This window comes from Sphingomonas cannabina (assembly GCF_021391395.1).
GTDB classification, from domain to species: domain Bacteria; phylum Pseudomonadota; class Alphaproteobacteria; order Sphingomonadales; family Sphingomonadaceae; genus Sphingomonas; species Sphingomonas cannabina.
Window position 1 is genome coordinate 658,754 of the sequence record NZ_CP090059.1, and the last position, 23,031, is coordinate 681,784.

Annotated in this window: 19 protein-coding genes and 1 pseudogene; 10 read left to right on the plus strand and 10 right to left on the minus strand. The window is 69.2% G+C overall.

Going from position 1 to position 23,031, the window contains the following annotated elements:
* The 3 genes from LZK98_RS03300 to pdeM all read left to right on the plus strand — a co-directional run bounded on the left by LZK98_RS03300 (position 1) and on the right by pdeM (position 3,150).
* Complete coding sequence (locus LZK98_RS03300) at positions 1 to 963, plus strand: aspartyl protease family protein (protein WP_233784928.1); 963 nt, start codon at positions 1 to 3, stop codon at positions 961 to 963.
* A gap of 73 nt (positions 964 to 1,036) precedes the next feature.
* The gene (locus tag LZK98_RS03305) at positions 1,037 to 2,443 is read left to right on the plus strand and encodes a M20/M25/M40 family metallo-hydrolase (RefSeq protein ID WP_233784929.1); all 1,407 of its coding nucleotides are present in this window, start codon (positions 1,037 to 1,039) and stop codon (positions 2,441 to 2,443) included.
* A gap of 44 nt (positions 2,444 to 2,487) precedes the next feature.
* A complete protein-coding gene (gene pdeM / locus LZK98_RS03310; protein ID WP_233784930.1) occupies positions 2,488 to 3,150 on the plus strand; it encodes a ligase-associated DNA damage response endonuclease PdeM in 663 nt (220 codons plus the stop codon).
* A gap of 150 nt (positions 3,151 to 3,300) precedes the next feature.
* On the opposite strand, the gene LZK98_RS03315 is transcribed toward pdeM, so the two are convergent.
* Entirely contained in the window at positions 3,301 to 4,305 is a 1,005-nt protein-coding gene (locus LZK98_RS03315) for a fumarylacetoacetate hydrolase family protein (protein WP_233784931.1), read from the minus strand.
* A gap of 97 nt (positions 4,306 to 4,402) precedes the next feature.
* Between LZK98_RS03315 and LZK98_RS03320 the strand changes: the two genes are divergently transcribed.
* Together LZK98_RS03320 and LZK98_RS03325 are read left to right on the plus strand one after the other, a co-directional pair.
* Positions 4,403 to 7,756, plus strand: coding sequence for a PAS domain-containing protein (locus LZK98_RS03320; protein WP_233784934.1), 3,354 nt, complete (start codon positions 4,403 to 4,405; stop codon positions 7,754 to 7,756).
* A 79-nt stretch (positions 7,757 to 7,835) separates the two neighbouring features.
* Positions 7,836 to 9,125, plus strand: a complete 1,290-nt coding sequence (locus LZK98_RS03325) for an adenylosuccinate synthase (RefSeq protein WP_233784936.1) — start codon at positions 7,836 to 7,838, stop codon at positions 9,123 to 9,125.
* Positions 9,126 to 9,524: 399 nt separating this feature from the next.
* Here LZK98_RS03325 and aroC read toward each other — a convergent pair whose 3' ends face one another.
* From aroC to ku, 8 genes and pseudogenes are all read right to left on the minus strand, one after another.
* Positions 9,525 to 10,592: a chorismate synthase gene (gene aroC / locus LZK98_RS03330; RefSeq protein WP_233784940.1), complete on the minus strand. Its 1,068-nt coding sequence runs from the start codon at positions 10,590 to 10,592 to the stop codon at positions 9,525 to 9,527.
* A complete protein-coding gene (locus LZK98_RS03335; RefSeq protein WP_233784941.1) occupies positions 10,589 to 11,116 on the minus strand; it encodes a GNAT family N-acetyltransferase in 528 nt (175 codons plus the stop codon). Before LZK98_RS03335 ends, aroC begins: the two co-directional genes overlap by 4 nt.
* Positions 11,117 to 11,126: 10 nt before the next feature.
* Positions 11,127 to 11,930 (minus strand): enoyl-ACP reductase FabI, encoded by an 804-nt coding sequence (gene fabI, locus LZK98_RS03340; RefSeq protein WP_233784943.1) that lies wholly within the window; start codon positions 11,928 to 11,930, stop codon positions 11,127 to 11,129.
* Positions 11,927 to 12,877 (minus strand): YihY/virulence factor BrkB family protein, encoded by a 951-nt coding sequence (locus LZK98_RS03345; protein ID WP_233784944.1) that lies wholly within the window; start codon positions 12,875 to 12,877, stop codon positions 11,927 to 11,929. The genes fabI and LZK98_RS03345 overlap by 4 nt, the downstream gene beginning before the upstream one ends.
* A 6-nt stretch (positions 12,878 to 12,883) precedes the next feature.
* The gene (locus LZK98_RS03350; RefSeq protein ID WP_233784945.1) at positions 12,884 to 13,822 is read right to left on the minus strand and encodes a DnaJ C-terminal domain-containing protein; all 939 of its coding nucleotides are present in this window, start codon (positions 13,820 to 13,822) and stop codon (positions 12,884 to 12,886) included.
* 204 nt (positions 13,823 to 14,026) lie between these two features.
* A pseudogene (gene ligD / locus LZK98_RS03355) lies at positions 14,027 to 16,445 on the minus strand (DNA ligase D).
* Complete coding sequence (locus LZK98_RS03360; protein WP_233784946.1) at positions 16,432 to 16,911, minus strand: MgtC/SapB family protein; 480 nt, start codon at positions 16,909 to 16,911, stop codon at positions 16,432 to 16,434. Before LZK98_RS03360 ends, ligD begins: the two are co-directional and overlap by 14 nt.
* Positions 16,912 to 16,914: 3 nt before the next feature.
* A complete protein-coding gene (gene ku / locus LZK98_RS03365; RefSeq protein ID WP_233784948.1) occupies positions 16,915 to 17,799 on the minus strand; it encodes a non-homologous end joining protein Ku in 885 nt (294 codons plus the stop codon).
* A 112-nt stretch (positions 17,800 to 17,911) separates the two neighbouring features.
* On the opposite strand from ku, the gene pdxH reads away from it, so the two are divergent.
* Genes pdxH through LZK98_RS03385 form a run of 4 tightly spaced genes read left to right on the plus strand, consistent with a single transcriptional unit; the run spans position 17,912 to position 21,055 of the window.
* Entirely contained in the window at positions 17,912 to 18,487 is a 576-nt protein-coding gene (gene pdxH / locus LZK98_RS03370; protein ID WP_233784950.1) for a pyridoxamine 5'-phosphate oxidase, read from the plus strand.
* Entirely contained in the window at positions 18,487 to 19,434 is a 948-nt protein-coding gene (locus LZK98_RS03375; RefSeq protein ID WP_233784952.1) for a cation diffusion facilitator family transporter, read from the plus strand. The genes pdxH and LZK98_RS03375 overlap by 1 nt, the downstream gene beginning before the upstream one ends.
* Entirely contained in the window at positions 19,431 to 20,228 is a 798-nt protein-coding gene (locus tag LZK98_RS03380; RefSeq protein WP_233784954.1) for a PhzF family phenazine biosynthesis protein, read from the plus strand. Before LZK98_RS03375 ends, LZK98_RS03380 begins: the two co-directional genes overlap by 4 nt.
* Before the next feature lie 56 nt (positions 20,229 to 20,284).
* Positions 20,285 to 21,055 (plus strand): hypothetical protein, encoded by a 771-nt coding sequence (locus tag LZK98_RS03385; protein WP_233784956.1) that lies wholly within the window; start codon positions 20,285 to 20,287, stop codon positions 21,053 to 21,055.
* A 312-nt stretch (positions 21,056 to 21,367) separates the two neighbouring features.
* Here LZK98_RS03385 and mnmA read toward each other — a convergent pair whose 3' ends face one another.
* On the minus strand, positions 21,368 to 22,480 hold the full coding sequence (gene mnmA / locus LZK98_RS03390) for a tRNA 2-thiouridine(34) synthase MnmA (protein WP_233784958.1): 1,113 nt from the start codon (positions 22,478 to 22,480) through the stop codon (positions 21,368 to 21,370).
* A 242-nt stretch (positions 22,481 to 22,722) separates the two neighbouring features.
* Between mnmA and LZK98_RS03395 the strand changes: the two genes are divergently transcribed.
* Entirely contained in the window at positions 22,723 to 22,953 is a 231-nt protein-coding gene (locus LZK98_RS03395) for a hypothetical protein (protein ID WP_319937530.1), read from the plus strand.
* The last annotated feature ends 78 nt before the right edge of the window (positions 22,954 to 23,031 follow it).

Genomic DNA, 23,031 nt, shown 5'->3' on the forward strand with positions numbered 1-23,031 from the left:
ATGCTGCCGAACCCGCATCCGCGCTGGATCGCCGCCATCCTTGCCGCGTCGATCTTCACGGCGTCCGGATCGGCGCAGGAGCCGACAGCGCCGTCCACCAGCGCACCGCAGACTACGGAGCTGACATTCGCGCTCGAACGCGGGCGGATGACGGTGCCCGTGGTCGTCGCGGGCCAGGGCCCGTTCGACTTTCTCATCGACACGGGCGCAGAGCGATCGGTGGTTTCGCATGAGCTCGCCGGCCGGCTCAACCTGAGGCCGGGAGATGCGATGCGCGTCTTCGACTTCGTCGGCCCGAGCGATGTCGCGACGGTCCATATTCCCGCGCTGGCGGTGAGCAACCTTGGCGGTCAGGCGATCGAAGCTCCGGCGCTCGCGATGGCGAATCTGGGCGCGCTCGGCATGCTGGGGATCGACGCGCTGCAGGGCCACAGGCTCGCGATCGATTTCGCGAGGCGGCGAATGGAGGTCAGGCCGTCGACACGGCGGGTCAGGGGTGAGCTGATAGTTTCGACCCAGCAGCGAGTCGGCCAGCTGATCATCACCGCGGCCTCGTTCCAGGGCCAGCCGATCGCGGTCGTCATCGACACCGGCTCCTGGGTGAGCATCGGCAATAGCGCGATGCTGGCGCTGGCCAAGCAGCCACCGCGGCGCCTGGGGCCGATCTCGGTCACGTCGGTGACCGGGCGCTCGTTCGACGCGGAGCTGATGGTGGTGAGCGATCTCAAGATCGGGGACGTGCGCTTCGACAATGTCGGCCTGTCCTTCGCCGACGTCGCGCCGTTCGAACGCTTCGGGTTGCGCGACAAGCCCGCGCTGATCCTGGGCATGAGTTCGTTGCGTCTCTTCCGCCGGATCGAGATGGACTTCGCGAATCGGGAAATCGGCTTCAGCCTACCGGTCCCGCCGATCGACTTCCACAATGTCTGCCGCTCGATTTCCAGCTGCAGAAGCTATCGCTGATCTTCCGCGGCCGCGGTTGCGGACGCCATCATGTCGCCCTACCACCCTCGGGATCGAAACGAGGGGCGTCGACATGCGGGCATTGGCAACGGCGATACTGGCTTCACTCGCGCTGGCGACGCTACCCGCCGCCGCCCAGTCGCGGCCGGACCAGCAGGCGTTCTTCGGCCTCTACAAGGAGCTGGTCGAGACCAACACCACGCTGTCCGCGGGAAGCTGCACCCAGGCGGCCGGACAGATCGCGGCGCGGCTCAAGGCGGCGGGCTATGCCGATCGGGACGTCACGCTCTTTTCCGTTCCCGAGCACCCCAAGGAGGGCGGCCTCGTCGCGGTGCTGCCGGGCAGCGACGCCAGGGCCAAGCCGATGCTGCTGCTCGGCCACATCGACGTGGTCGAGGCCAATCGCGCCGACTGGGAGCGCGATCCGTTCAAGCTCGTCGAGGAGAACGGCTATTACTATGGCCGCGGCACCGTCGACGACAAGGCGATGTCGGCGATCTGGGCGGACACGCTGATCCGTTTCAAGCAGGACGGCTTCAGGCCCAAGCGCACGATCAAGCTCGCGCTCACCTGCGGCGAGGAGACGACCTTCGCCTGGAACGGCGCCGAATGGCTCGCCAAGAACAAGCCCGATCTCATTGCCGCCGAATTCGCCTTCAACGAGGGCGGCGGCGGGCGGATCAGCGCCGAGGGCAAGCGCCAGCTGCTGGCGATCCAGGTCGGCGAGAAGGCGGCGCAGAACTATACCTTCACCGCCACCAATCCCGGCGGCCACAGCTCGCAGCCGGTGCCGGACAATGCGATCTACGAGCTGGCCGACGCGGTACTGCGCGTCCGGAACTATGAGTTCCCGATCCGCTTCAACGACACGACGCGCGCTTTCTTCACCAAGTCGCTGCCGACGCTGCCGGCGCCGGTCGCCGACGCGGTGAAGCGCCTGCTCGCCAATCCCGAGGACAAGGAGGCTGATGCCATCGTCAGCCGCGACAAGGCGATGCACTCGACGCTGCGCACGACCTGCGTCGCCACGCTGCTCAATGCGGGCCACGCCGAGAATGCGCTGCCCCAGCGCGCCACCGCCAACGTCAACTGCCGCATCATCCCCGGCGAGACGGTCGACGGCACGCTCGCCAAGCTGCAGGAGCTTGCGGGCAGTGAAGTGAAGGTCACCGCCAACCAGCCGGTGCGGCCGCTCGCGGTGCAGCCGCCGCTCGATCCGAAGATCGTCGGGCCGATCGAGAAGCTCGCGGCCAAGCATTTCCCCGGCGTGCCGCTGCTGCCGCTGATGTCGACCGGGGCGACCGACGGCGTGTTCATCGAGGCGATCGGCATTCCGGTCTATGGCGTGCCCGGCATCTTCGTCGAGCCGAACGGCAGCGGCACGCACGGCCTCAACGAGCGGATCGGGGTCAAGGAGCTCTACGACGGCCGCGATTACCTCTATGAACTGGCGAAGCTTTTCGCCAATTCGCCGAGCTGATCCGGGCTTGCCCCCGCACGGTGGCGGGCGCATAGGCGGCGATCATGGTTCCCTTTCTGTTCGCCGAGCGCGAGCTGGCCGCGCTGCGCGAGGGTGCGCTGTTCTGGCCGGCGCGGCGCGCGTTGCTGGTCGCCGACCTGCATTTCGAGAAGGCGAGCTGGTACGCGGGCACCGGGCAGATGCTGCCGCCCTATGATTCGCTGGCGACGCTCGCCGAGCTGGCGGTGCTGGTCGAGCGCACCCGGGCAACCGAAGTCTGGTGCCTCGGCGACAGCTTCCACGACCGCGAGGGCTGCGAACGCCTGCCCGCCGCCGCGCAGGCGAGGCTCCGCGCGCTGACCGCCGCCACGCGCTGGACCTGGATCACGGGCAATCACGATCCCGTAGTCGCCGATCATTGCGGCGGCGAGGTCGTCGAAGAGGCCGAGGTGGATGGGCTGATCCTGCGCCACGAGGCCGATCCGGCCGAGGCGCGGCCGGAGCTGTCGGGGCATTTCCATCCCAAGCTGCGCCTCACCCTGCGCGGGCGCCAGGTCTCGCGCCGTTGCTTCGTGGCGACCGGGACCAAGCTGATCCTGCCGGCGTTCGGCGCGCTCACCGGCGGCCTCGATGCGCATCATCCGGAGATCGTCCGGGTGGTGGGAACTGGTGCCGAGGCGCTGGTCCCGCTCGACGACCGGCTGCTGAGGTTCCGGCTGGCGGCTTAGAACGCCAATCCTCCCCCGCCAGGGGGAGGTGGCACGCGAAGCGTGACGGAGGGGGCGGAAGCACATCGATAGCGGGTCGCCGTCCTCCCCCTCCGTCAGCCTATGGCTGACACCTCCCCCTGGCGGGGGAGGATTGAAAAGGGGCAATTCCTAACCGCCGACCACCTGCTCGATCACGCCGAAGATCGGGTGATGTCGGTCGTCCTCCGCCCAGATCCGGACCGTATCGCCGTGCTTCAGGAACGGCGTCTTGGGGGCGCCTTCGCGAATCGTCTCCACCGTCCGCACCTCGGCGATGCAGGAGTAGCCGACGCCGCCTTCCGCGATCGGCCGGCCGGGCCCGCCGTCGGCGTCGCGGTTGGAGACGGTGCCGGAGCCGATGATCGTCCCCGCTCCTAGCGCCCGTGTCTTCGCCGCATGCGCGATCAGCGTGCCGAAGTCGAAGGTCATGTCCTCGCCAGCCTCCGCGCGGCCGAACGGCTGGCCGTTGACGTCGACCATCAGCCTGCGGTGGAGCTTGCCGTCCCGCCACCAGTCGCCGAGCGCGTCGGGGGTCGCGAACACGGGGGAGAAGGCGCTCGCCGGCTTCGACTGGAAGAAGCCGAAGCCCTTGGCAAGCTCGCCGGGAATCAGATTGCGCAGCGACACGTCGTTGGTGAGCCCCACCAGCCGCACCGCCGCCAACGCCTCCTCGCGCGAGGCGCCGAGCGGCACGTCGCCGGTCACCACCACCACCTCGGCCTCGAGGTCGCAGCCCCAGCTCTCGTCGGCCAGCGGGATCGGGTCGCGCGGGCCCAGGAAACCGTCGGAGCCGCCCTGATACATCAGCGGATCGTGCCAGAAGCTTTCCGGCATCTCCGCCCCGCGCGCCTGCCGCACCAGCGCGACATGGTTCACATAGGCCGAGCCGTCCGCCCATTGATAGGCACGGGGCAGGGGCGCCGCCGCCTCGCGTTCGTGGAACCGCTCGCGCGGGATCGTCTCATGCTCCAGATCGGTGGCGAGGTTCCGGAGATCGGGCTCCACCCGATCCCAATCGTCGAGCGCCGCCTGCAGCGTCGGCGCGATCACGCTCGCGTCCGCGCACCAGGCGAGATCGTTCGACACCACCACCAGCCGTCCGTCACGGCCGCCCTTCAGGCTTGCGAGCTTCATCCGCCTCTCCTTGCTGCTCTGTCCATGGCGGCAGCGACCGGCGATGTCGAGCGTGCGCGGTTGACTCATGGGGCCGGCGGGGCACAATCCCGCGGCCATGCCCGCGCGGACCTTTCTCAACCATCCCGGCGAGATGGCGGCACGAATCCGCGATGCGGACTGGTCGGGCCATCCGCTCGGCCGGCCGGAGAGCTGGCCGGATGCGCTGCGGGTCGCGGTCAACATCTGCCTGGGCTCGAGCTTCCCTACCGCCATCTACTGGGGCCCGGAGCTCCATCTCCTCTACAACGACGCCTGGGCGTCGATCCTGGCCGAGCGCCATCCCGCCGTCCTCGGCCGGCCGGCCACCGAGGTATGGCCGGACATCTGGGAGATCGTCGGCCCGCAGTTCGCGGCCGTGTTCCGCGGCGAGGCCTGTTCCGCCTACGACCAGATGCTGCCGATCCGGCGGGGCGGTGCGGTGCGCGAGACCTTCTGGAACTACTCGCTCTCGCCGATCCGGGACGACGGCGGCGCGATCGTCGGCGTCTTCAACCAGGGCAACGAGACCACCGCCTATGTGCTCGCCGAGCGCGAGCGCAGGATCGAGATCGAGCGGATGCGCGAGCTGTTCCAGCAGACGCCCGGCGCGGTCGCGGTGCTGCACGGCCCCGATCATGTCTTCGAGCTCGGCAACGACGCCTATATGGAGCTGATCGGCCATCGCCCGATCCTGGGCATGACGGTCGCCGAGGCGCTGCCCGAGGTCGTCGAGCAGGGCTTCGTCGACCTGCTCGACAGCGTCTATGCGACCGGCAAGGCCTTCCGTGCCAGCGCGCAGCCGGTCCGGCTGATCCGCACGCCCGGCGCCGAGCCGGAGGAGCGCATCCTCGACTTCGTCTACCAGCCGATCCGCAACCGCGCCGGCGAGGTCAGCGACATCTTCGTCCAGGCGACCGACGTCACCGACCGTGCGCGGGCCGAACAGGCGGCGCGCGCCAGCGAGGAGCGGCTCGAGCTGGCCCTCGAAGCATCGATGGGGATCGGCATCTGGGACTGGGACATCGTCAACGGCCTGGCGCGGTCCGACACCCGCTTCGCCAGGCTCTACGGCCTGCCGGCGGAGCAGGCGGTCGAAGGCGTCCCGCTCGCTTCCTTCTTCGAGCGGGTCCATCCCGACGACGCGCCGCGGGTGCTCGCGGCGGTCGAGCATTCGATCGAGACCGGCGCACCGTTCAACGAGGAATATCGGCTGCTCGGACCCGACGGCGCGATCGTCTGGATCGCGGCGCAGGGGCGGGCGGTCTATGATGCCGGCGGCCGGCCGGTGCGCTTCCCCGGCGTCAGCTTCGATGTCACCAAGCGGCGCGAGGCCGAGGAGCGCGCCCGCGCCGCCGCCGACGACCTCAGGATCGCGACCGAGGCGCAGGGCTTCCTGTTCCGCCTCGCCGAGCGCCTGCGCCGGCTCGATTCGCCCGCTGCGATCATGCGGCTGTCGGCGACCGCGCTCGGGCGGCGGCTCGTCGTCGACCGCGTCGGCTTCTATCGCGCGCTTGCCGGCGAGCAGGAGATCGAGTTCCTCGCCTGCTGGACCAGCGAGCGCCTGCCGCCACTCGGCGGGAGGATGGCGCTCGCGGACATCGGCAGCGCCGGGCTTGCCGCCTATCGCGTCGGCGAGACCCGCGTAGTCGCCGATTTCGGCACCGATCCCACCACCCGCGATGCCGCGATCGGCCGGCTGATGGCGGCGGCGATCACCGTGCCGCTCCGCCGCCATGGGCAATGGGCGGGCTGCGTGTTCGTCAATCAGGCGATCCCGCGCCGCTGGACCGCCGAGGAGATCGCGCTGGTCGAGGCGGTGGCGGAGATCGCCTGGGATGCCGCCGACCGCGCCAATGCCGCGGCGGCGCTGCGCGAGAGCGAGGAGAAGTTCCGCGCGATCGCCAACTCGATCGACCAGATGGTGTGGTCGTCGCTCGCGGACGGGCGGCACGATTTCTACAACGAGCGCTGGTACGCGTTCACCGGCGCGCTGGAGGGATCGACCGAGGGCTGGAATGACCTCGTCCACCAGGACGAGCGCGATCGGGCGCGTGCCGCGTGGCAGCACAGCCTGGCGAGCGGCGAGCCCTACCGCGTCGAATATCGGCTGCGCCATCGTCCCTCCGGTGGCTATCGCTGGGTGCTCGCCTCCGCCCAGCCGGTGCGCGACGAGCAGGGCCGGATCACGCGCTGGTTCGGCACCTGCACCGACATTCAGGAGATCGTCGAGGCGCGCGAGGTGCTGGCCCGATCGCGCGCTGATCTGGAGGCCGCGATCGCGGAGCGGAGCGAGCAGCTGATGGCCGCCGAGGAGCAGCTCCGCCAGGCGCAGAAGATGGAGGCGATCGGCCAGCTCACCGGCGGCATCGCGCATGACTTCAACAATATGCTAGCGGTGGTGATCGGCGCGCTCGACATGATGGAGCGCCGGCTGGGGCAGGGGCAGAGGGATGTCGGCCGCTATGTCGAGGCTGCGCGCGACGGCGCCTCCCGCGCGGCCGCCCTCACGCAGCGGCTGCTCGCCTTCTCGCGCCAGTCGCCGCTTGCGCCGCGCGTGATCGACATCAATGCGATGATCGCCGGAATGATCGATATGCTCGTCCGCACGATCGGCGACGACATCATCGTCGAGACGAGGCTTGCCGGCGACCTATGGCCCGCGACCGCCGATCCGAGCCAGCTCGAGAATGCGATCCTCAACCTCGCCGTCAACGCGCGCGATGCGATGCCGGGCGGCGGCCGCCTCACCATCGCGACGGCCAACCGCGCGCTGGACGCGGCTGCGGCAGGCGTGGCGCCCGGCGATTATGTCGAGATCGCCGTCGCCGATACCGGGACTGGCATGAGCGACGAGATCGCCGCCAAGGCGTTCGATCCCTTCTTCACGACCAAGTCGGTCGGGAAGGGGACCGGCCTCGGGCTCAGCCAGGTGTTCGGCTTTGCGCACCAGTCGGACGGTCACGTCGCGCTGGAGACCGCGCCCGGCGCGGGCACGACCGTCCGGCTGTTGCTGCCGCGCGACAGCGGCCCGGCGACGTCGGCGGGACCGCTGCGCCGCGCCGGCGCCGAGCTGCCGCGCGGCGACGAGGTGGTGCTGGTGGTCGAGGACGACGAGCGCGTCCGCGCCTATTCGGTCGAGGCGCTGAGCGATCTCGGCTACCGCGTGGTCGAGGCGCCCGACGGCGGCACCGCACTCAGGCTGATCGAGGACGGACAGGCGGCCGATCTGCTGTTCACCGACGTGGTGATGCCGGAGATGACCGGCCGCGAGCTCGCCGAGGCGGCCCGCGCGCGGCTGCCGGCGCTGCGCGTGCTCTACACCAGCGGCTATACCCGCGACGCGGTCGAGCCGATCGGCGGCACCGTGCTCCGCAAGCCGTTCGACGTCACGACGCTGGCGCTTCATATCCGCGAGGCGCTCGACGCCTGATCCCGTCCTGCCCGGTTGGGCATGGACCTCTCCGGCCGGCTGCTTTAGGGCCCCCGCGTAAGCTGGAAGGACCCGGAAATTGGCAAATGTCGCGGTGATCGGCGCCCAATGGGGCGACGAGGGCAAGGGAAAGATCGTCGATTGGCTCGCCGAGCGCGCCGACGTGGTGGTGCGCTTCCAGGGCGGGCATAACGCCGGCCACACGCTGGTGGTGGACGGCAAGGTCTACAAGCTCGCGCTGTTGCCCTCGGGCGTGGTGCGCGGCACGCTGAGCGTGATCGGCAACGGCGTGGTGTTCGACCCCTGGCACTTCCGCGACGAGGTGACCCGGATCGCCGAGCAGGGCGTGGCGATCACCCCCGACGTGCTCCACGTTGCCGAGACGGCGCCGTTGATCCTGCCGCTCCACCGCGACCTCGATGCGCTCCGCGAAGACGCCTCGGGCGCGGGCAAGATCGGCACCACCCGCCGCGGCATCGGTCCCGCCTATGAGGACAAGGTCGGCCGCCGCGCGATCCGCCTGTGCGATCTCGCCCATCTCGACGATCTCGAGCTGCAGCTCGACCGCCTGTGCGCGCATCACGACGCGCTGCTCGCCGGCTTCGGCAAGCCGCCGGTCGACCGCGCCGCGCTGATGGCAGAGCTCCGCGACATCGCCGATTTCGTGCTGCCCTATGCCAAGCCGGTGTGGGTGACGCTCAACGAGGCGCAGGCGGCCGGCAAGCGCATCCTGTTCGAGGGCGCGCAGGGCGTGCTGCTCGACGTCGATCACGGCACCTATCCGTTCGTCACCTCGTCGAACACGGTTGCGGGCACTGCCTCGGCCGGCTCGGGGCTGGGGCCGAGCCGGGTCGGGTTCGTGCTGGGCATCGTCAAGGCCTATACGACCCGCGTCGGCTCGGGGCCGTTCCCGACCGAGCAGGACAATGAGATCGGCGACTATCTGGGCACGCGCGGCCGCGAGTTCGGGGTCAACACCGGGCGCAAGCGGCGCTGCGGCTGGTTCGACGCGGTGCTGGTGCGTCAGTCGGCGGCGGTCTCCGGCATCACCGGCATCGCGCTGACCAAGCTCGACATCCTCGACGGACTCGAGGAGATCCGGATCTGCACCGGCTACAGGCTCGGCGACAGGCATTTCGACTATCTGCCGCCCCATCCGCAGGACCAGGCGGCGGTCGAGCCGATCTACGAGACGATGCAGGGGTGGAGCGAATCCACCGCGGGCGCGCGCAGCTGGGCGGAGCTGCCGGCGCAGGCGATCAAATATATCCGGCGGATCGAGGAGCTGATCCGCTGTCCGGTCGCGCTGGTCTCGACCAGCCCGGAGCGCGAGGACACGATCCTAGTCCGCGATCCGTTCGCGGACTAGGAACCGTATCCCGCTGATTACATCGACGCGTTCGGCGGCGTACCCGTATCCGGCGTCGTCGGCGTCGTGGTGTCCGGCGTCGTCGGAGTGGTCGAATTGTCCGGGGTCGTCGAGTTGTTGGCAGACCAGTTCTGCACACCCGAATCCGCCGGGGCCGACGCAACGTGAGCGATGGCGGCCGTCGAGCCGCAGAGAATCAGAAGGCTGGCAACAGTAGCTTTACGCATGACTTACTCCCTCATGGACGCCGTGATGGCGTACCCGAGGAATTAACGCACCATCGTCGCGTAAAGCACCAATTGTGGCAGAAATTCGTCCTGCAAAAGGTTCGGTTAACCGTGCATTGTGCTCTCGAAACGATTAGCTGATCCAAGCAGGTCGTTCATTTTCCATTCATTTTCAGCCGCATTGCGCGCGATTCAGCAGTTTCTGGTCGGCAAGGACCAGCGCCATCATTGCCTCGACTACGGGAACGCCGCGGATGCCGACGCAGGGATCATGGCGTCCTTTCGTGGCGATCGTCGTCGCTTCGCCCTCGCGGGTGATCGTCTCGACCGGGGTCAGGATCGAGCTGGTCGGCTTGAACGCGACGCGCACCCGCACCGGCTGCCCGGTCGAGATGCCGCCCGCGATCCCGCCGGCATGGTTGGAGAGGAAGCGCGGGCCCTCGTTGCCGGGCTGCATCGCATCGGCATTCTCCTCCCCGGAGAGCGCCGCCGCGGCGAAGCCGTCGCCGATCTCGACGCCCTTGACCGCATTGATTCCCATGCAGGCATGGGCGAGCTCGGCATCGAGCTTGGCATAGAGCGGCGCGCCCCAGCCGGGCGGCACGCCGGTCGCTTCGCAGGCGACCACGGCACCGAGCGACGATCCCGCCTTGCGCGCGGCATCGATCTTCGCCTCCCACCGCGCCGCCGCGGCGGCGTCGGGGCAGAAGAAGGGATTGCGGCCGATCTCCTCCGGATCGAAGCTGGCCGGATCGATCGCGTCGCCGCCGATCGACTCCACCCAGCCGCGGATCATCACTTCCGGGATCACGAGTCGCGCGACCGCGCCGGCCGCGACCCGCATCGCCGTCTCGCGCGCGGACGAGCGGCCCCCGCCGCGCGGATCGCGGAAGCCGTATTTGGCGTCATAGGCGTAGTCGGCATGGCCCGGCCGATAGGCGCGCGCGACATCCGAATAGTCCTTGGAACGCTGATCGACGTTCTCGATGAGGAGGCTGATCGGCGTGCCGGTCGTCCGCCCCTCGAACACGCCGGAGAGGATGCGCACCTCGTCGGGCTCGCGCCGCTGCGTGGTGAAGCGAGACTGCCCCGGCCGCCGCTTGTCGAGCCAGGGCTGGATGTCCCCCTCCGACAGCGCGATCCCCGGCGGGCATCCGTCCACCACCGCGCCGATCGCCGGGCCGTGGCTTTCTCCCCAGGTCGTGAACCGGAAGACATGGCCGAAGCTGTTGTAGCTCACGCCGCTTCCCCCAATGCCGCGAACGCCGGCGCATGGACCGCCGCGCCGCGCACGCCGCACGGCATCGCCCCCTGCTGCAGCGGCAAGGCCATGAAATACTCCCCGGCATAAGGGGAGTCGAACCCCAGGGCCCAATCGGCGGCAAAGCCGAACCGCTGGTAGTAGGCGGGTTCGCCGAGCACGAAGCACAGGATCATGCCGGCATCGGCGAGATGGGCGAGCCCCGCCTGGATCAGCGCCTCCGCCACGCCCTGACGGCGATAGCGTTCGGCGACCGCGACCGGCGCCAGCGCGACCGCGGCGATCGGCCGGCCGGCGATGTCGACCGTCATCCGGCTGAACGCGATGACGCCCGCCAGCTGCCCGGTATCCTCGTCGTCGGCGATCAGCGTCAGCACCATGTCGCCGTCGACGCAGAGCCGCTGCACGAGGCGCGCCTCGTCCGGAGCGGGAAACGACGCGCGCAGCAGCGCGTCGATCGCCGCCACGTCGCCTCCGGTCGCGCTGCGGATCGCGAAGGTCATGCGCGCGCCGTCAGGCCAGCGCGATGTCGGGCGCGTCCTCGGCCTTCATGCCGATGACGTTGTAGCCGGCGTCGACGTGATGGATCTCGCCGGTGACGCCCGACGACAGGTCGCTCAGGAAATAGAGGCCGGCGCCGCCGACGTCCTCGATCGTCACGTTGCGGCGGAGCGGCGAGTTGAGCTCGTTCCACTTGAGGATGTAGCGGAAGTCGCCGATCCCGCTCGCCGCCAGCGTCTTGATCGGGCCGGCCGAGATCGCGTTGACGCGGATGTTCTCCGGCCCCAGGTCGACCGCGAGATATTTGACCGAGGTGTCGAGCGCCGACTTGGCGACGCCCATGACGTTGTAATGCGGCACTACCTTCTCGGAGCCGTAATAGGTCAGCGTCAGCAGCGACCCGCCGTTCGGCATCAGCGGCCGCGCGCGCTGCGCCACCGCGGTGAACGAATAGACGCTGATGTTCATCGTCATCAGGAAATTGTCGAGGCTGGTGTCGTAATAGCGGCCTCTGAGCTCGTTCTTGTCGGAAAAGCCGATCGCATGGACGAGGAAGTCGATCGTCGGCCAACGCTCCTTGAGCTGGTCGAAGGTGCGGTCGAGCGCCGCCATGTCGGAGACGTCGCAGTCGATCAGGAAATCCTGCCCGAGCTGCTCGGCGAGCGGGCGCACGCGCCGCTCGAGCGACTCGCCTTGATAGCTGAACGCCATCTCCGCGCCCTGCTCGGCAAGCTTCTGCGCAATTCCCCAGGCCAGCGACCGATCATTGGCGAGCCCCATGATCAGCCCGCGCTTGCCCTGCATCAATCCGGTCACGCCGTCCGCGCCTCCCTGTGGTTGGTTTCGGCGGCTTCTAGACCGTTCAGGTCCGGCTCCGCCAGTGCCGCGTTGAGATGGGCGCCGAAGACGAGACCGAGCCCCACCAGATAGAAGAACAGCAGCGCCACGATCACCCCGGCCAGGCTGCCGTAGGTGAGGTCGTAGTTGGTGAAGCGCGCGATCACCGCCGGCAGCAGCGCGGTGATCCCCACCCACCAGGCAGTGGTGAACAGCGCCCCCGGCCATTTGCGGCAGGCCGACTTGCGATACTTGCCCGGCGTCACCGACAGGAACAGCATGTAGAGCGCGCCGAACATCACCACGCCGGGAATGGCGCGCGAGATGCCGATCCAGCGGGCGACATCCTCGGCATGGGGCAGCAGCCGGTAGACGAACTGCTCGACGCCGAGCAGGACGCCCTGCACCACCAGGGACAGCAGCGCCAGGATCACCGCGGCGATGATCACCAGCGCCGATCCCAGCCGGTAGCGCCAGAAGGCACGCGTCGCGCGCACGCCATAGGCGCGGCGGAAGATGTCGCGCAGCGTCTCGACGAAGCTGCCCACCGTCCACAGGCCGACGAGCGCACCGAACCACAGCACCGCTCCCTGCCGCGCCGCCAGCACGTCGCGGATCGGCTTGCGCAGGATATCGCTCACCTCGGGCGGCAGGACGTGGAGGAAGGAGGCGACCGCACGCTGCGTCTCCGGGCCCTGCCCCAGCAGCGAGGCGATCGCGGCGGCGACGATGAAGAAGGGAAAGACGGTCAGCAGCGCGAGATAGGCGAGGTTGCCGGCGTGGATGAAGCCGTCGTTGTAGACGCCGATCGCCGCGCGCTTGACGATCTCCCAGGCCGAGACGAGCGGGTGGTGCCGATCGAGCCGCCGCTCCTTCTCGGGATGCTCCGCGCGCTCCTCGGGGGAAAGGGGCGAGACCTCGGCCACGCCCCGTCAGACGCCCATCCGGCCCCTGGGGTTCCCGCGGTCCTTGCCCGGCCAGCCCTGGACGAACTCGACCAGCGCGTCGTCATCGACCGGCAGGTCGACCATCAGCGTCACGAGCTGGTCGCCGCGCCCGCCGCCTTTCCGGTGGAAGCCGCGGCCCTTGAGGCGCAGCACCTTGCCCGAGGTCGAGCCCTTGGGGACCGACAGCATCACCGCGCCGTCGACGGTGGGCACGCGCACCTGGGCGCCCAATACCGCTTCGGCCAGGCTGACCGGCAGGTCGAGCCGCACGTCGTCGCCGTCGCGGGTGAAGAAGCGGTGCGGCTGCACCTCGACAGTGACGATCGCGTCGCCGAAGCCCCCCGGGCCTTCCTCGCCCTTGCCGGCGAGGCGCATCTGCGTGCCGGTCTCGACGCCGGCGGGCAGCTTGATGTCGATCGTCTTGCCGTCGCGCAGCGTCACCCGCTGCGGGGCGAGCGTCGCCGCATCCTCGAAACGGACGGTGAGGCGATAGGGGACGTTCGCGCCCTTGGCCGCGCCGCGGCGCCCGAATCCGCCGAACCCGCCGGTGAAGCCGCCGCCACCACGCGCGGCGCCGCCGCCGAACAGCCCCTCGAAGATGTCGGTGAAGTCGCTCCCGCCGTCGTTGAACTCGAAGCCGGCGGTGCCCGGCCGCGCCCCGGCGCCCGCACGGCCGCCGCCGAAGCCGAACGGCATCGTCGGATTGCCGTCGCCGTCGATCTCGCCGCGGTCGAAACGCGCGCGCTTGTCCTTGTCGGTCAAGAGGTCATAGGCCGACGTCACCTGAGCGAAACGCTCGGCGGCCTTGGGATTGTCCTTGTTGCGGTCGGGATGCAGCTCCTTGGCGAGCTTGCGGTACGCCGTCTTGATCTCGTCTTCGGACGCGCCGCGGGCGACTCCAAGGGTTGCATAGGGATCTGCCATATCCACGCCTATTTGGGTGAAGCGGCGGCAGAGCGCAATTCGCTCGTGCGCTTTCAGGTGGTACGAGGCTCTGTCTTAAGCCCCTCCCCTTCAGGGGAGGGGTTGGGGGTGGGGCAGTGCGGCAGGCTCTGTCGCTCGGGGCGAGGCCCCACCCCAACCCCTCCCCTGAAGGGGAGGGGCTTAAGTGCCCAATGCCGACCCACCCTAAAGATCAGGCAGCACCTGGGCGGATTCGCCCCAATGCTCCAGTGCATGGCTGTTGGCGCGCTCGATCAGCCGCTCGACGTCGCGCACCGTGAAGGTCGCCGGACTGTCGATGTCCCTGAGCTCGGTCCAGCTCACCGGCGCCGCCACGGGCGCTCCCGATCGCGCCCGCACCACATAGGGCAGCACCGCGGTCGCGCCGCGCTGGTTGCGCAGATAGTCGAGAAAGATGCGGCCTTTGCGCTTGGCCTTGGCCATGTTGGCGGTGAAGCGCTCGGGCTCCGCCTCCCCGAGCGCACGGGCGAAGCGTTCGGCGAAGCTCCTGACCGCTGGCCATTCCGCCTGCGGCTTGAGCGGCACGACGACGTGCACGCCCTTGCCGCCCGACAGCATCGGATAGCTGGTGAGGCCGATGTCGGCGAGCTGCTGCTTCAGGTCCTCCGCCGCCTTCTTGACCGCGGCGAAGCCGAGCCCCTCGTCGGGATCGAGGTCGAACACCATGCGGTCGGGCTTCTCGATGTCGGCGACCTGGCTGCCCCAGCCGTGGAACTCGATCGTCCCCATCTGGACGCAGGTCAGCAGCCCTTCGAGATCGGAGACGTAGAGATAGGGTTCGACCGACCCGTCCTTCTCGCGCACGTCGACGTGATGGACGTGCTCGCCGAAGCTGCCGGCGTCGTGCTTCTGGAAGAAGCATTTCTTGGCGCGGCCCTGCGGGCACCGCACCAGGCTGATCGGCCGGTCGGCGAGCCAGGGCAGCATGATCGGCGCGACCGCGGCGTAATAGTCGGCGAGGCCGCCCTTGGTGAGCTTGCTGCCGGGATCGATCACCCTGCCGGGATTGCTGATCCGTATCGGTAGATCGGGCGTCTTCGGCACCGGTGCCGGCTTCTCCACGACCACCTCCTTCGCCTTCTTGTCCTCGCGCAAGCCTATGAAGCTCGCGTGCCGTACGACGTCTTCGGCCGTGAATTCGCCGAACGCGATCTCGGCGACCAGCTCCGGCTTCACCCAGTGCGCCCCCCGCGTCGCGGCACGCGGGGCCTTCACCGTCGGCGTGTCGGCGGCGAGGCGGTCGAGCCGCTCGCGCAGGTCGATCATCGTCTCGCCGTCGAAGCCGGTGCCGACCTTGCCGGCGTAGGTGAGCCCCTCCGGCCCGTTCACCGCGAGCAGCAGCGCGCGGAAGCCGCGCCTCGCCTTGTCGCTCGGCGTCCAGCCGACGATCACGAACTCCTGCCGGCGGATGCACTTGGTCTTGAGCCACGCCTTGGTGCGCTCGCCGCGATAGGGCGCGTCGGCGCGCTTGGAGACGACGCCCTCATAGCCTTCCCTGCACATCGCCTCGAGCAACTGCTCGCCCGAGCCGACGACATGCTCGGAGAAGCGCAGCGGCTCGTCCGCCTTGTCGAGCAGCGGGCGCAGCCGCTCCTTGCGCTGGATCTGCGGCAGGCGCGTCAAATCCTCGCCGTCGAGCTCTAGCAGGTCGAAGGCGAAGAAGGTCAGGTCCTGCCGCCCCTCCGACAGCGCCTCCTGCAAGGTCGAGAAGTCGGGCTTGCCGTCCTTGAACGCTACGGCCTCGCCGTCGATCAGCGCGGTCGCGACCGGCAGCTTCGCCGCGGCGCGGGCGATCTCCGCGAACTTGTCGGTCCAGTCGAGGCCGGTGCGGGTATAGACCTTGGCCTTGTCCCCGCCCACTGCGATCAGCGCGCGGTAGCCGTCGAGCTTCATCTCGTGCAGCCAGCCGTTGCCGGCGGGCACGGCGTCGACCAGCGTGGCGAGCTGGACCGGGCGGAACTTGGGTAACTTCGTTCCTCCCCGGGACGGGGAGGAGCTTGTGAGGCTTCTTGCCCTCCGCGATCTCCTGCATCGTCCGCCCGGTCTTCACGCTGGTCAGCCCGGTCTCGACCAGCGCGTCGGTGCCGCCTGCCTCGGCGTCGTCGAGCTTGCGCAGCAGCCAGTTCTCGGTCCGCTCCCTGGCGCGCGGCTTGAGGCGGATCAGCAGCCACTCGCCCTTCAACCGCTCGCCGTCGAGGCGGAAGTGGAGGTGGCCCTTTTCCAGGTCCTTGGCCGACTTCCCCTCGACCGGCGCCCAGGTGCCGTCGTCCCACAGCATCACCGTGCCGCCGCCATATTCGCCCTTGGGGATCGTCCCCTCGAAATCGGCATAGGACAGCGGATGATCCTCGGTACGCACCGCCAGCCGCTTCTCCGCAGGGTCGAGGCTGGGGCCGCGCGTCACCGCCCAGCTCTTGAGCACTCCGTCCAGCTCCAGCCGGAAGTCCCAGTGCAGCCGCGTCGCATCGTGCTTCTGGACGATGAAGCGGTGACCATTGCCCTCGGCGATCCGGCCAGCGGGCTCCGCCGTCTTCGCGAAGTCGCGCTTGGCGTTGTATTTCGCGAGCGGGTCAGCTTTCGGCATCGGGACTGGCTCCTCCGGGCTTGCGCTCGATGAACCGCGCCAGCGTCAGCAGGGCGAAGGCGAGCAGGGTGCCGATCAGCGCCACCGGATAGAGGCCGGCGCCGAACGCGATGCCGATCGCGGCGACGAGCACCAGATGCACCGCGCTGGTGAGGTTGCGGATGCCGCCCTGCCCCATCACCACGACCGCCGCGGCGACGATCCCGATCGCGCCCAGCGTACCCTCGATCGTCCGAATGGGATCGACGCGGGTCTGCTGCCCGCCGAGCTGCTGGAACATCGCGATCGACGAGACGGTGACCAGCGATCCCAAGGTGCAGACGATGGCGTGCGTCCGCAGGCCCGCCGGGCGGCCGCGGACCTCGCGGTCGATGCCGAGCAGCAATCCCACCAGCGCGGCGCCGACCAGCCGTACGACAAGGTCCCAGCTGATCGCGGACAGCGGGGTCGGCGGGTTGAGCTCCATCGATCAGGCGCGCTTGCGGGCCGGCGCCTTCCGGGCGGCGGGTTTGCGGGCGGCGGGCTTGCGCGCCGGAGCCTTCTTCTCCCCCTGGCTCGCCGGCGGGCCCGGCCGCTCGAGGCTCTTCTTCAGCGCCGCCATCAGGTCGACGACATTGTGGCCGGTCGGGCGGCTCTCCTCCTTCTCCTCGATGATCTTGCGACCCTTCGACTTCACCTTGCGCTCGATGAGGTGCTTCAGCGCATCGACGTAGCGGTCGTGGAACTCCTTGGGATCGAACTTCGCCGTCTTCTTCTCGATCAGCGTGGTGGCGAGGTCGAGCAGGTCCTCGTCCGGCTCCGCGTCCGGGATATCGCGGAAATAGCCCTGCGCCTTGTTGACCTCGTCGGCGTAGCGCAGCGTCTCCAGCACCATGCCGCGACCGCAGGGCTTCAGGCTCACCACATATTCGCGGCCGCGCATGGCGAGCTGGCCGAGCCCGACCTTGCGCGCGCGGCGCAGCGCCTCGCGCAGCACGATGAACGCCTCCTCGGCAAGGTCGTCGGCGGGCACCACGAAATAGGGCCGCTCGTAATAGAGCACGTCGATCTCGTCGGCGTCGACGAACTGGGTGAGCTCCAGCGTCTTCTTCGATTCGAGTTTGACCGCATCGATCTCGTCCTGGTCGAGCAGGACATATTCGCCCTTCTCCAGCTCATAGCCCTTCATGATCTCGTCGGGGTCGACCGGACCGATGCCGGGCACGACCTTCTCGTACTTGATCCGCTTGCCCGAGGGTTCGTGGACCTGGTGGAAGCTGATCTGCGCCCCCGACTTGGTCGCGGTGTAAATCTCGACCGGAATCGAGACGAGCGCGAGCCTGATCTGTCCCTGCCAATAGGCGCGTGCCGCCACCGGTCCTCACTCCTTCGTTGCGTGACCGATTCAAAGCATGGGCGCGGGAGTCGTTCCGGCATGTGCGGAACTGATCGTTGGCGTGAGGAAGATGACGGTTTAAAGGCGCGCGATGGCCGACGATCCCTTCGCCCTGTTCGCCGCCTGGCTCGCCGAGGCGCAGGCGAGCGAGCCCAACGACCCGAACGCGATGGCGCTCGCCACCGCGGATGCGCATGCGTGGCCGTCGGTGCGGATGGTGCTGCTCAAGGGACACGGGCCGGACGGCTTCGTCTTCTACACCAACCGCGAGAGCCGCAAGGCCGCGGAGCTCGAGGCGAACCCGCATGCCGCGCTGCTGTTCCATTGGAAGTCGCTGCGCCGCCAGGTACGGATCGAGGGGCTGGTGAGCCGCGCGAGCGATGCCGAGAGCGATGCCTATTTCGCCTCGCGCAGCCGCGATTCGCAGCTCGGCGCCTGGGCGTCGGACCAATCGCGCCCCCTCGACGTGCGAGAGACGTTCGAGGCGCGCTACGCCGAGGTGAGCGCACGCTTTCCCGGCGATGTGCCGCGCCCGCCGCACTGGGGCGGCTACCGCGTCGTGCCCGAGCGGATCGAGTTCTGGGAGGATCGTGCCCACCGGCTCCATCACCGCCGGCTGTTCGTTCGAGAGGGCGGAGGCTGGACGGAAGGGTTGCTATACCCATGATGACCGAGAGCGAACGCAAGCGCATCATCCCGCTCGCGACGCGCGCGGCGCTGTTCAGCGTCGGCATGGCGACCTTCCTGCTCTGCCTCAAGGGGTTCGCCGCGTGGCACACCGGGTCGGTGGCGATGCTGGGCAGCCTTGCCGACACCGGGCTCGACCTGCTCGCCAGCCTCGTCACCCTCTACGGCGTCCGGCTCGCCGCCGAGCCAGCCGACCACGATCACCGTTTCGGCCACGGCAAGGCGGAGGCGCTGGCGGCGCTGTTCCAGGTCGCGCTGATCACGGCTTCGGCGGCCGCCATCGCCTGGCGCGCGATCGAGCGGTTCGGCAACCCCCAGGCCGGCGCCGACGCCGAGTTCGGCATCGGCGTCTCACTGATCGCGATCGTCGCCACCTTCGTGCTGCTCGCCTATCAGCGCCACGTCATCCGCCGCACCGGGTCGGTCGCGATCTTGGCCGACAACGTCCATTACCAATCGGACGTGCTGCTCAACCTCGCGGTGATCGCGGCTTTGGCGCTCGATCAGTATTTCGGCGTCACCGGCGCCGACCCGGTGTTCGGCGTCGCGATCGCGCTGTGGCTCGCCTGGGGCGCCTTCCAGGCCTCGTCCAACGCGATCGACCAGCTGATGGACAAGGAATGGCCGGAGGCGGATCGCCGCGCCTATATCGAGGTCGCCGCGCGCCAGCCCGGCCTGCTCGGCATCCACGATTTCCGCACGCGCCGCTCGGGCAGCCACGAGTTCGCGCAGTTCCACATGGAGGTCGCGCGCGACCTCACCGTCGCCCAGGCGCACGACATCGTCGAGCGGGTCGAGCGGGCGCTGCGCGACGCCTTCCCCAAGGTCGAGGTGCTGATCCACCTCGACCCCGAAGGCCATGTCGACACCGACAATCCGCTGATCGAGGCGGACGTGACGCCGCATTGGTTCGGGAAACGCCTGTGAGACTTCCTTTCGCCCAGATCGACGCCTTTGCGAGCAAGCCGTTCGAGGGCAATCCTGCGGCGATCATGCCGCTCGACGCCTGGCTCGACGACGCGGTGCTCCAGGCGATCGCCGCGGAGAACAATCTCAGCGAGACCGCCTTCCTCGTCCCGGATGCCGGCGGCGATGCCGATTACGAGCTGCGCTGGTTCACGCCCGGCCACGAGGTGCGGCTGTGCGGCCATGCCACGCTGGCGAGCGGCCATTATCTCCTCGAGCGCGATCCGGCGCGATCCGCGGTCCGTTTCCGCACGCGTCGCGCCGGAGTCCTCACCGTCTCGCGCGCCGGTGCGGGCTATGAGCTCGCGCTGCCGGCCTGGGCGCCGTCGCCCAAGCCCCTGCCCGAAGTGGTGGCGGCGCTCGGCGTCGAGAACGTCGCCGAGACGCTGTGGCGCGAAGGCGGCTACGGCGTGGTCGTACTCGAATCGGAGGAGGCGGTGCGCGCCGTCCGTCCGGACCTGCGTGCGCTCGCCGCGACCGGCGACCATCAGGCGATCGTCACCGCGCCCGGCCGCGACACCGATATCGTCAGCCGCATGTTCGCGCCGGGCGCCGGCGTCGACGAGGATCCGGTCACCGGCTCCGCCCATGCGGTGATCGTCCCCTATTGGGCGAAGCGCCTCGGCCGCGACCGCTTCACCGCCTTCCAGGCGAGTGCGCGGGGCGGGCATCTCGACTGCCGGCTGGAGGGGGGCAGCGTCGTGCTCGGCGGCCGGTGCGTGACGGTGATCGAGGGCAGCTTCCTGCTCGGCTGACGCATTCTGCATCGCTGGCATTGCCGCCGGCCGTGACCGAGCCTAGCTGCGCGTCCATGCGCGCGGCGTCCTACCGCTCTTCACCGGATTCGGGCGGGGCCTCGCCGCGGCGGCGCATCGTCTCGCTGGTGCTGACGGCGATCGTCCACCTCCTGCTGCTGCTGATGCTGCTGCGGATCGCGCCGTTCATCCCGTCGTCCGGGCCGCCGCAGTCGGAGACGGTCACCTTCGACGTCGCCGCCGAGGGCGAGAATGCGACGCCGCGCCCCGCCGCCAAGGCCAGGGAGAAGGGCGGGAGCGCAGCCAAGGCCGCACCGGCTCCCCCGCCTCCCCCGCCGCCGAAGCAGCCGCCGCAGGAGCGGCCGGCGCCTGTCGCCTTGCCGCCCGGATTCATCATGATGAGCCGGGATCAGTTCGCGTCCTCCGATATCGACCGGATGCCGCGTTCCCCCGGCAATGCGGGCACGGCGAAGGCGGAGGGCAGCGGCGACGACAGTGCCGACGCCGACGCGGGCGGCTCGGAACGGCTCTACGACGTCGACTGGTATCGCAAGCCGACCTCGGCCGAGCTCGGATTCTATCTGCCCAAGCGCCCCGGCCTCAGCGGCTGGGGGATGATCGCGTGCCGGACGGCCCCGAACTACCGTGTCGAGGATTGCCGGGAGATCGGCCAATCCCCCGCCGGTTCCGGCTTCGCCCGCGCGGTGCGCGAGGCCGCGTGGCAGTTCCGCGTGCTGCCGCCCCGCGTCGGCAGCAAGCCGATACTCGGCGCCTGGGTCCGTATCCGGATCGACTATGTCGAGGGCGTCGCGAAGTCGTCCGACTAGAGGGCGCCGTCGCTTGCAATGTAGGATTTCGCCTGACAGCCTCGCGGACCGGCTCTTTCTCACTCGTGAAGGCTCGACATCGCGACCGGGCTCGTGCGCGCGAATGATTCGCGTGACCAGAGTCAATTCGGTCAACTTTTCTGCGAACTTTCATGTGACATTATATCGCGAAAGTCACAGTAGGCGTCTACCCGTGACTTTCGTGACCTTCGACGGATTTCTGCGGGTTTCGGCACTTGCCATCGCCGCCACTTCGGGGATGGCGGTGGCGCGATTTCCGTAGGACGAAGGGTGGACCGGGGGAGCGACGACTCAGGCGGCTGCGGCGAGTTCCGCCCGTTCGGTCTCGGCGATCCAGCCGCCGCCGAGCACGCGGTCGCCGGCATAGAGCACCGCCGCCTGCCCCGGCGCCACGCCATATTCGGGCGCGGCGAACACCACCCGGTCGCCGACCAGCCGTGCCGGCACCGGCTTGGCCAGGCTGCGCACCTTGGCGGTCATCGGCCCGGCATGGTCGCCGCCGATCCAGTTGATCCCCTTGATCCGCGCCGCCGATACCGCGAGCGCGCGCTTCGGCCCCACCACCACGCGCCGCGTCTCCGGCTCCAGCCGGATCACGTAGAGCGGCTCGGCGAGCCCGCCGATCTCCAGTCCCCGCCGCTGGCCGACGGTGAAATGGATGAAGCCGCGATGCGAGCCCAGCACGCGGCCGCTTTCGTCGACGATTTCGCCGGCGGTGTCGGCGTCCGGCCGCGCCTTGCGCACCACCGCGGCATAATCGCCGTCTGGGACGAAGCAGATGTCCTGGCTGTCCGGCTTGCCGGCGACGCCGAGGCCAAGCTCGGCCGCGATCTCGCGCACCGCGGCCTTGGGCAGTCCGCCCAGCGGAAAGCGGAGATAGTCGAGCTGATCGGGCGTCGTCGCGAACAGGAAATAGCTCTGGTCGCGCGCGGGATCGGCGGCGCGGTGGAGCTCCGCCCCCGCCGGCCCTTCGACCCTGCGGACATAATGCCCCGTCGCCAGGCAATCGGCGCCAAGGTCGCGCGCGAGGGTGAGGAGGTCGGCGAACTTCGGCCCCATGTTGCACTTGACGCAGGGGATCGGCGTGCGCCCGGCGAGATATTCGTCGGCGAAATCGTCGATCACCGCCTCGCGGAAGCGGCTGGCATAATCGAAGACGTAATGGGCGATGCCTAGCTGATCGCACACCGCGCGCGCGTCGCGGATGTCGCGGCCCGCGCAGCAGGCGCCGGCGCGCCCGACCGCCTCGCCATGGTCGTAGAGCTGAAGCGTCACCCCGATCGTCTCGGCTCCCGTGCGCGCGGCGAGCGCGGCCACGACCGAGCTGTCGACGCCGCCCGACATGGCGACGACGATCCGCCGCCTCGCGAGCGGCCCGGAGAGCTGGAAATCACCGGAAATCATCGCGCTGGCCTTTGGAGTCCGTTTGACGGCACCGGCCCGCTCCCCCACCCGGCCACCCATAAGATACTGCCGTTGGGTGGCCGGGTGGGGGAGCGGGCCGGTGCCGCCGAAATGCGCCGCCGGGCGCATTTCCCAATAGGCGCCCTTTAGCGGCTCGCGGCGCGCCGTGCAAAAACGGGGCTTTACCTGCTCTTCAGCAATATTGCGCTAGCCGAGTCGTCTCGTTTCGACTCGCAGGACCGGTGCATTTGGATCTCAGCTTCGCCCGTGCCCAGGACCGCCACGCCACCGCGCTGCCTACCGAGCTCGCGGTGCTGATGGTCGGTATCGCCAGCCGGCAGGCCGCCAGCCCGACCGCCCAGACGCAGGCGCAGCTCACGCTCGCCGCGCCTGATGCGGAGCCGCTGGCACCGGCCGCAGGCGCCTTCCACGCCGTTGCGGCGGCGTCGCTAACCCGGCGGCAAGGCGAGTGAACGGCGCGTTTACCCTAGGGGTTGAGGGAGCGTTCAAGCTCCGGCGCTAACCGTCGTTTTACGGAATGAGCGTAGGGG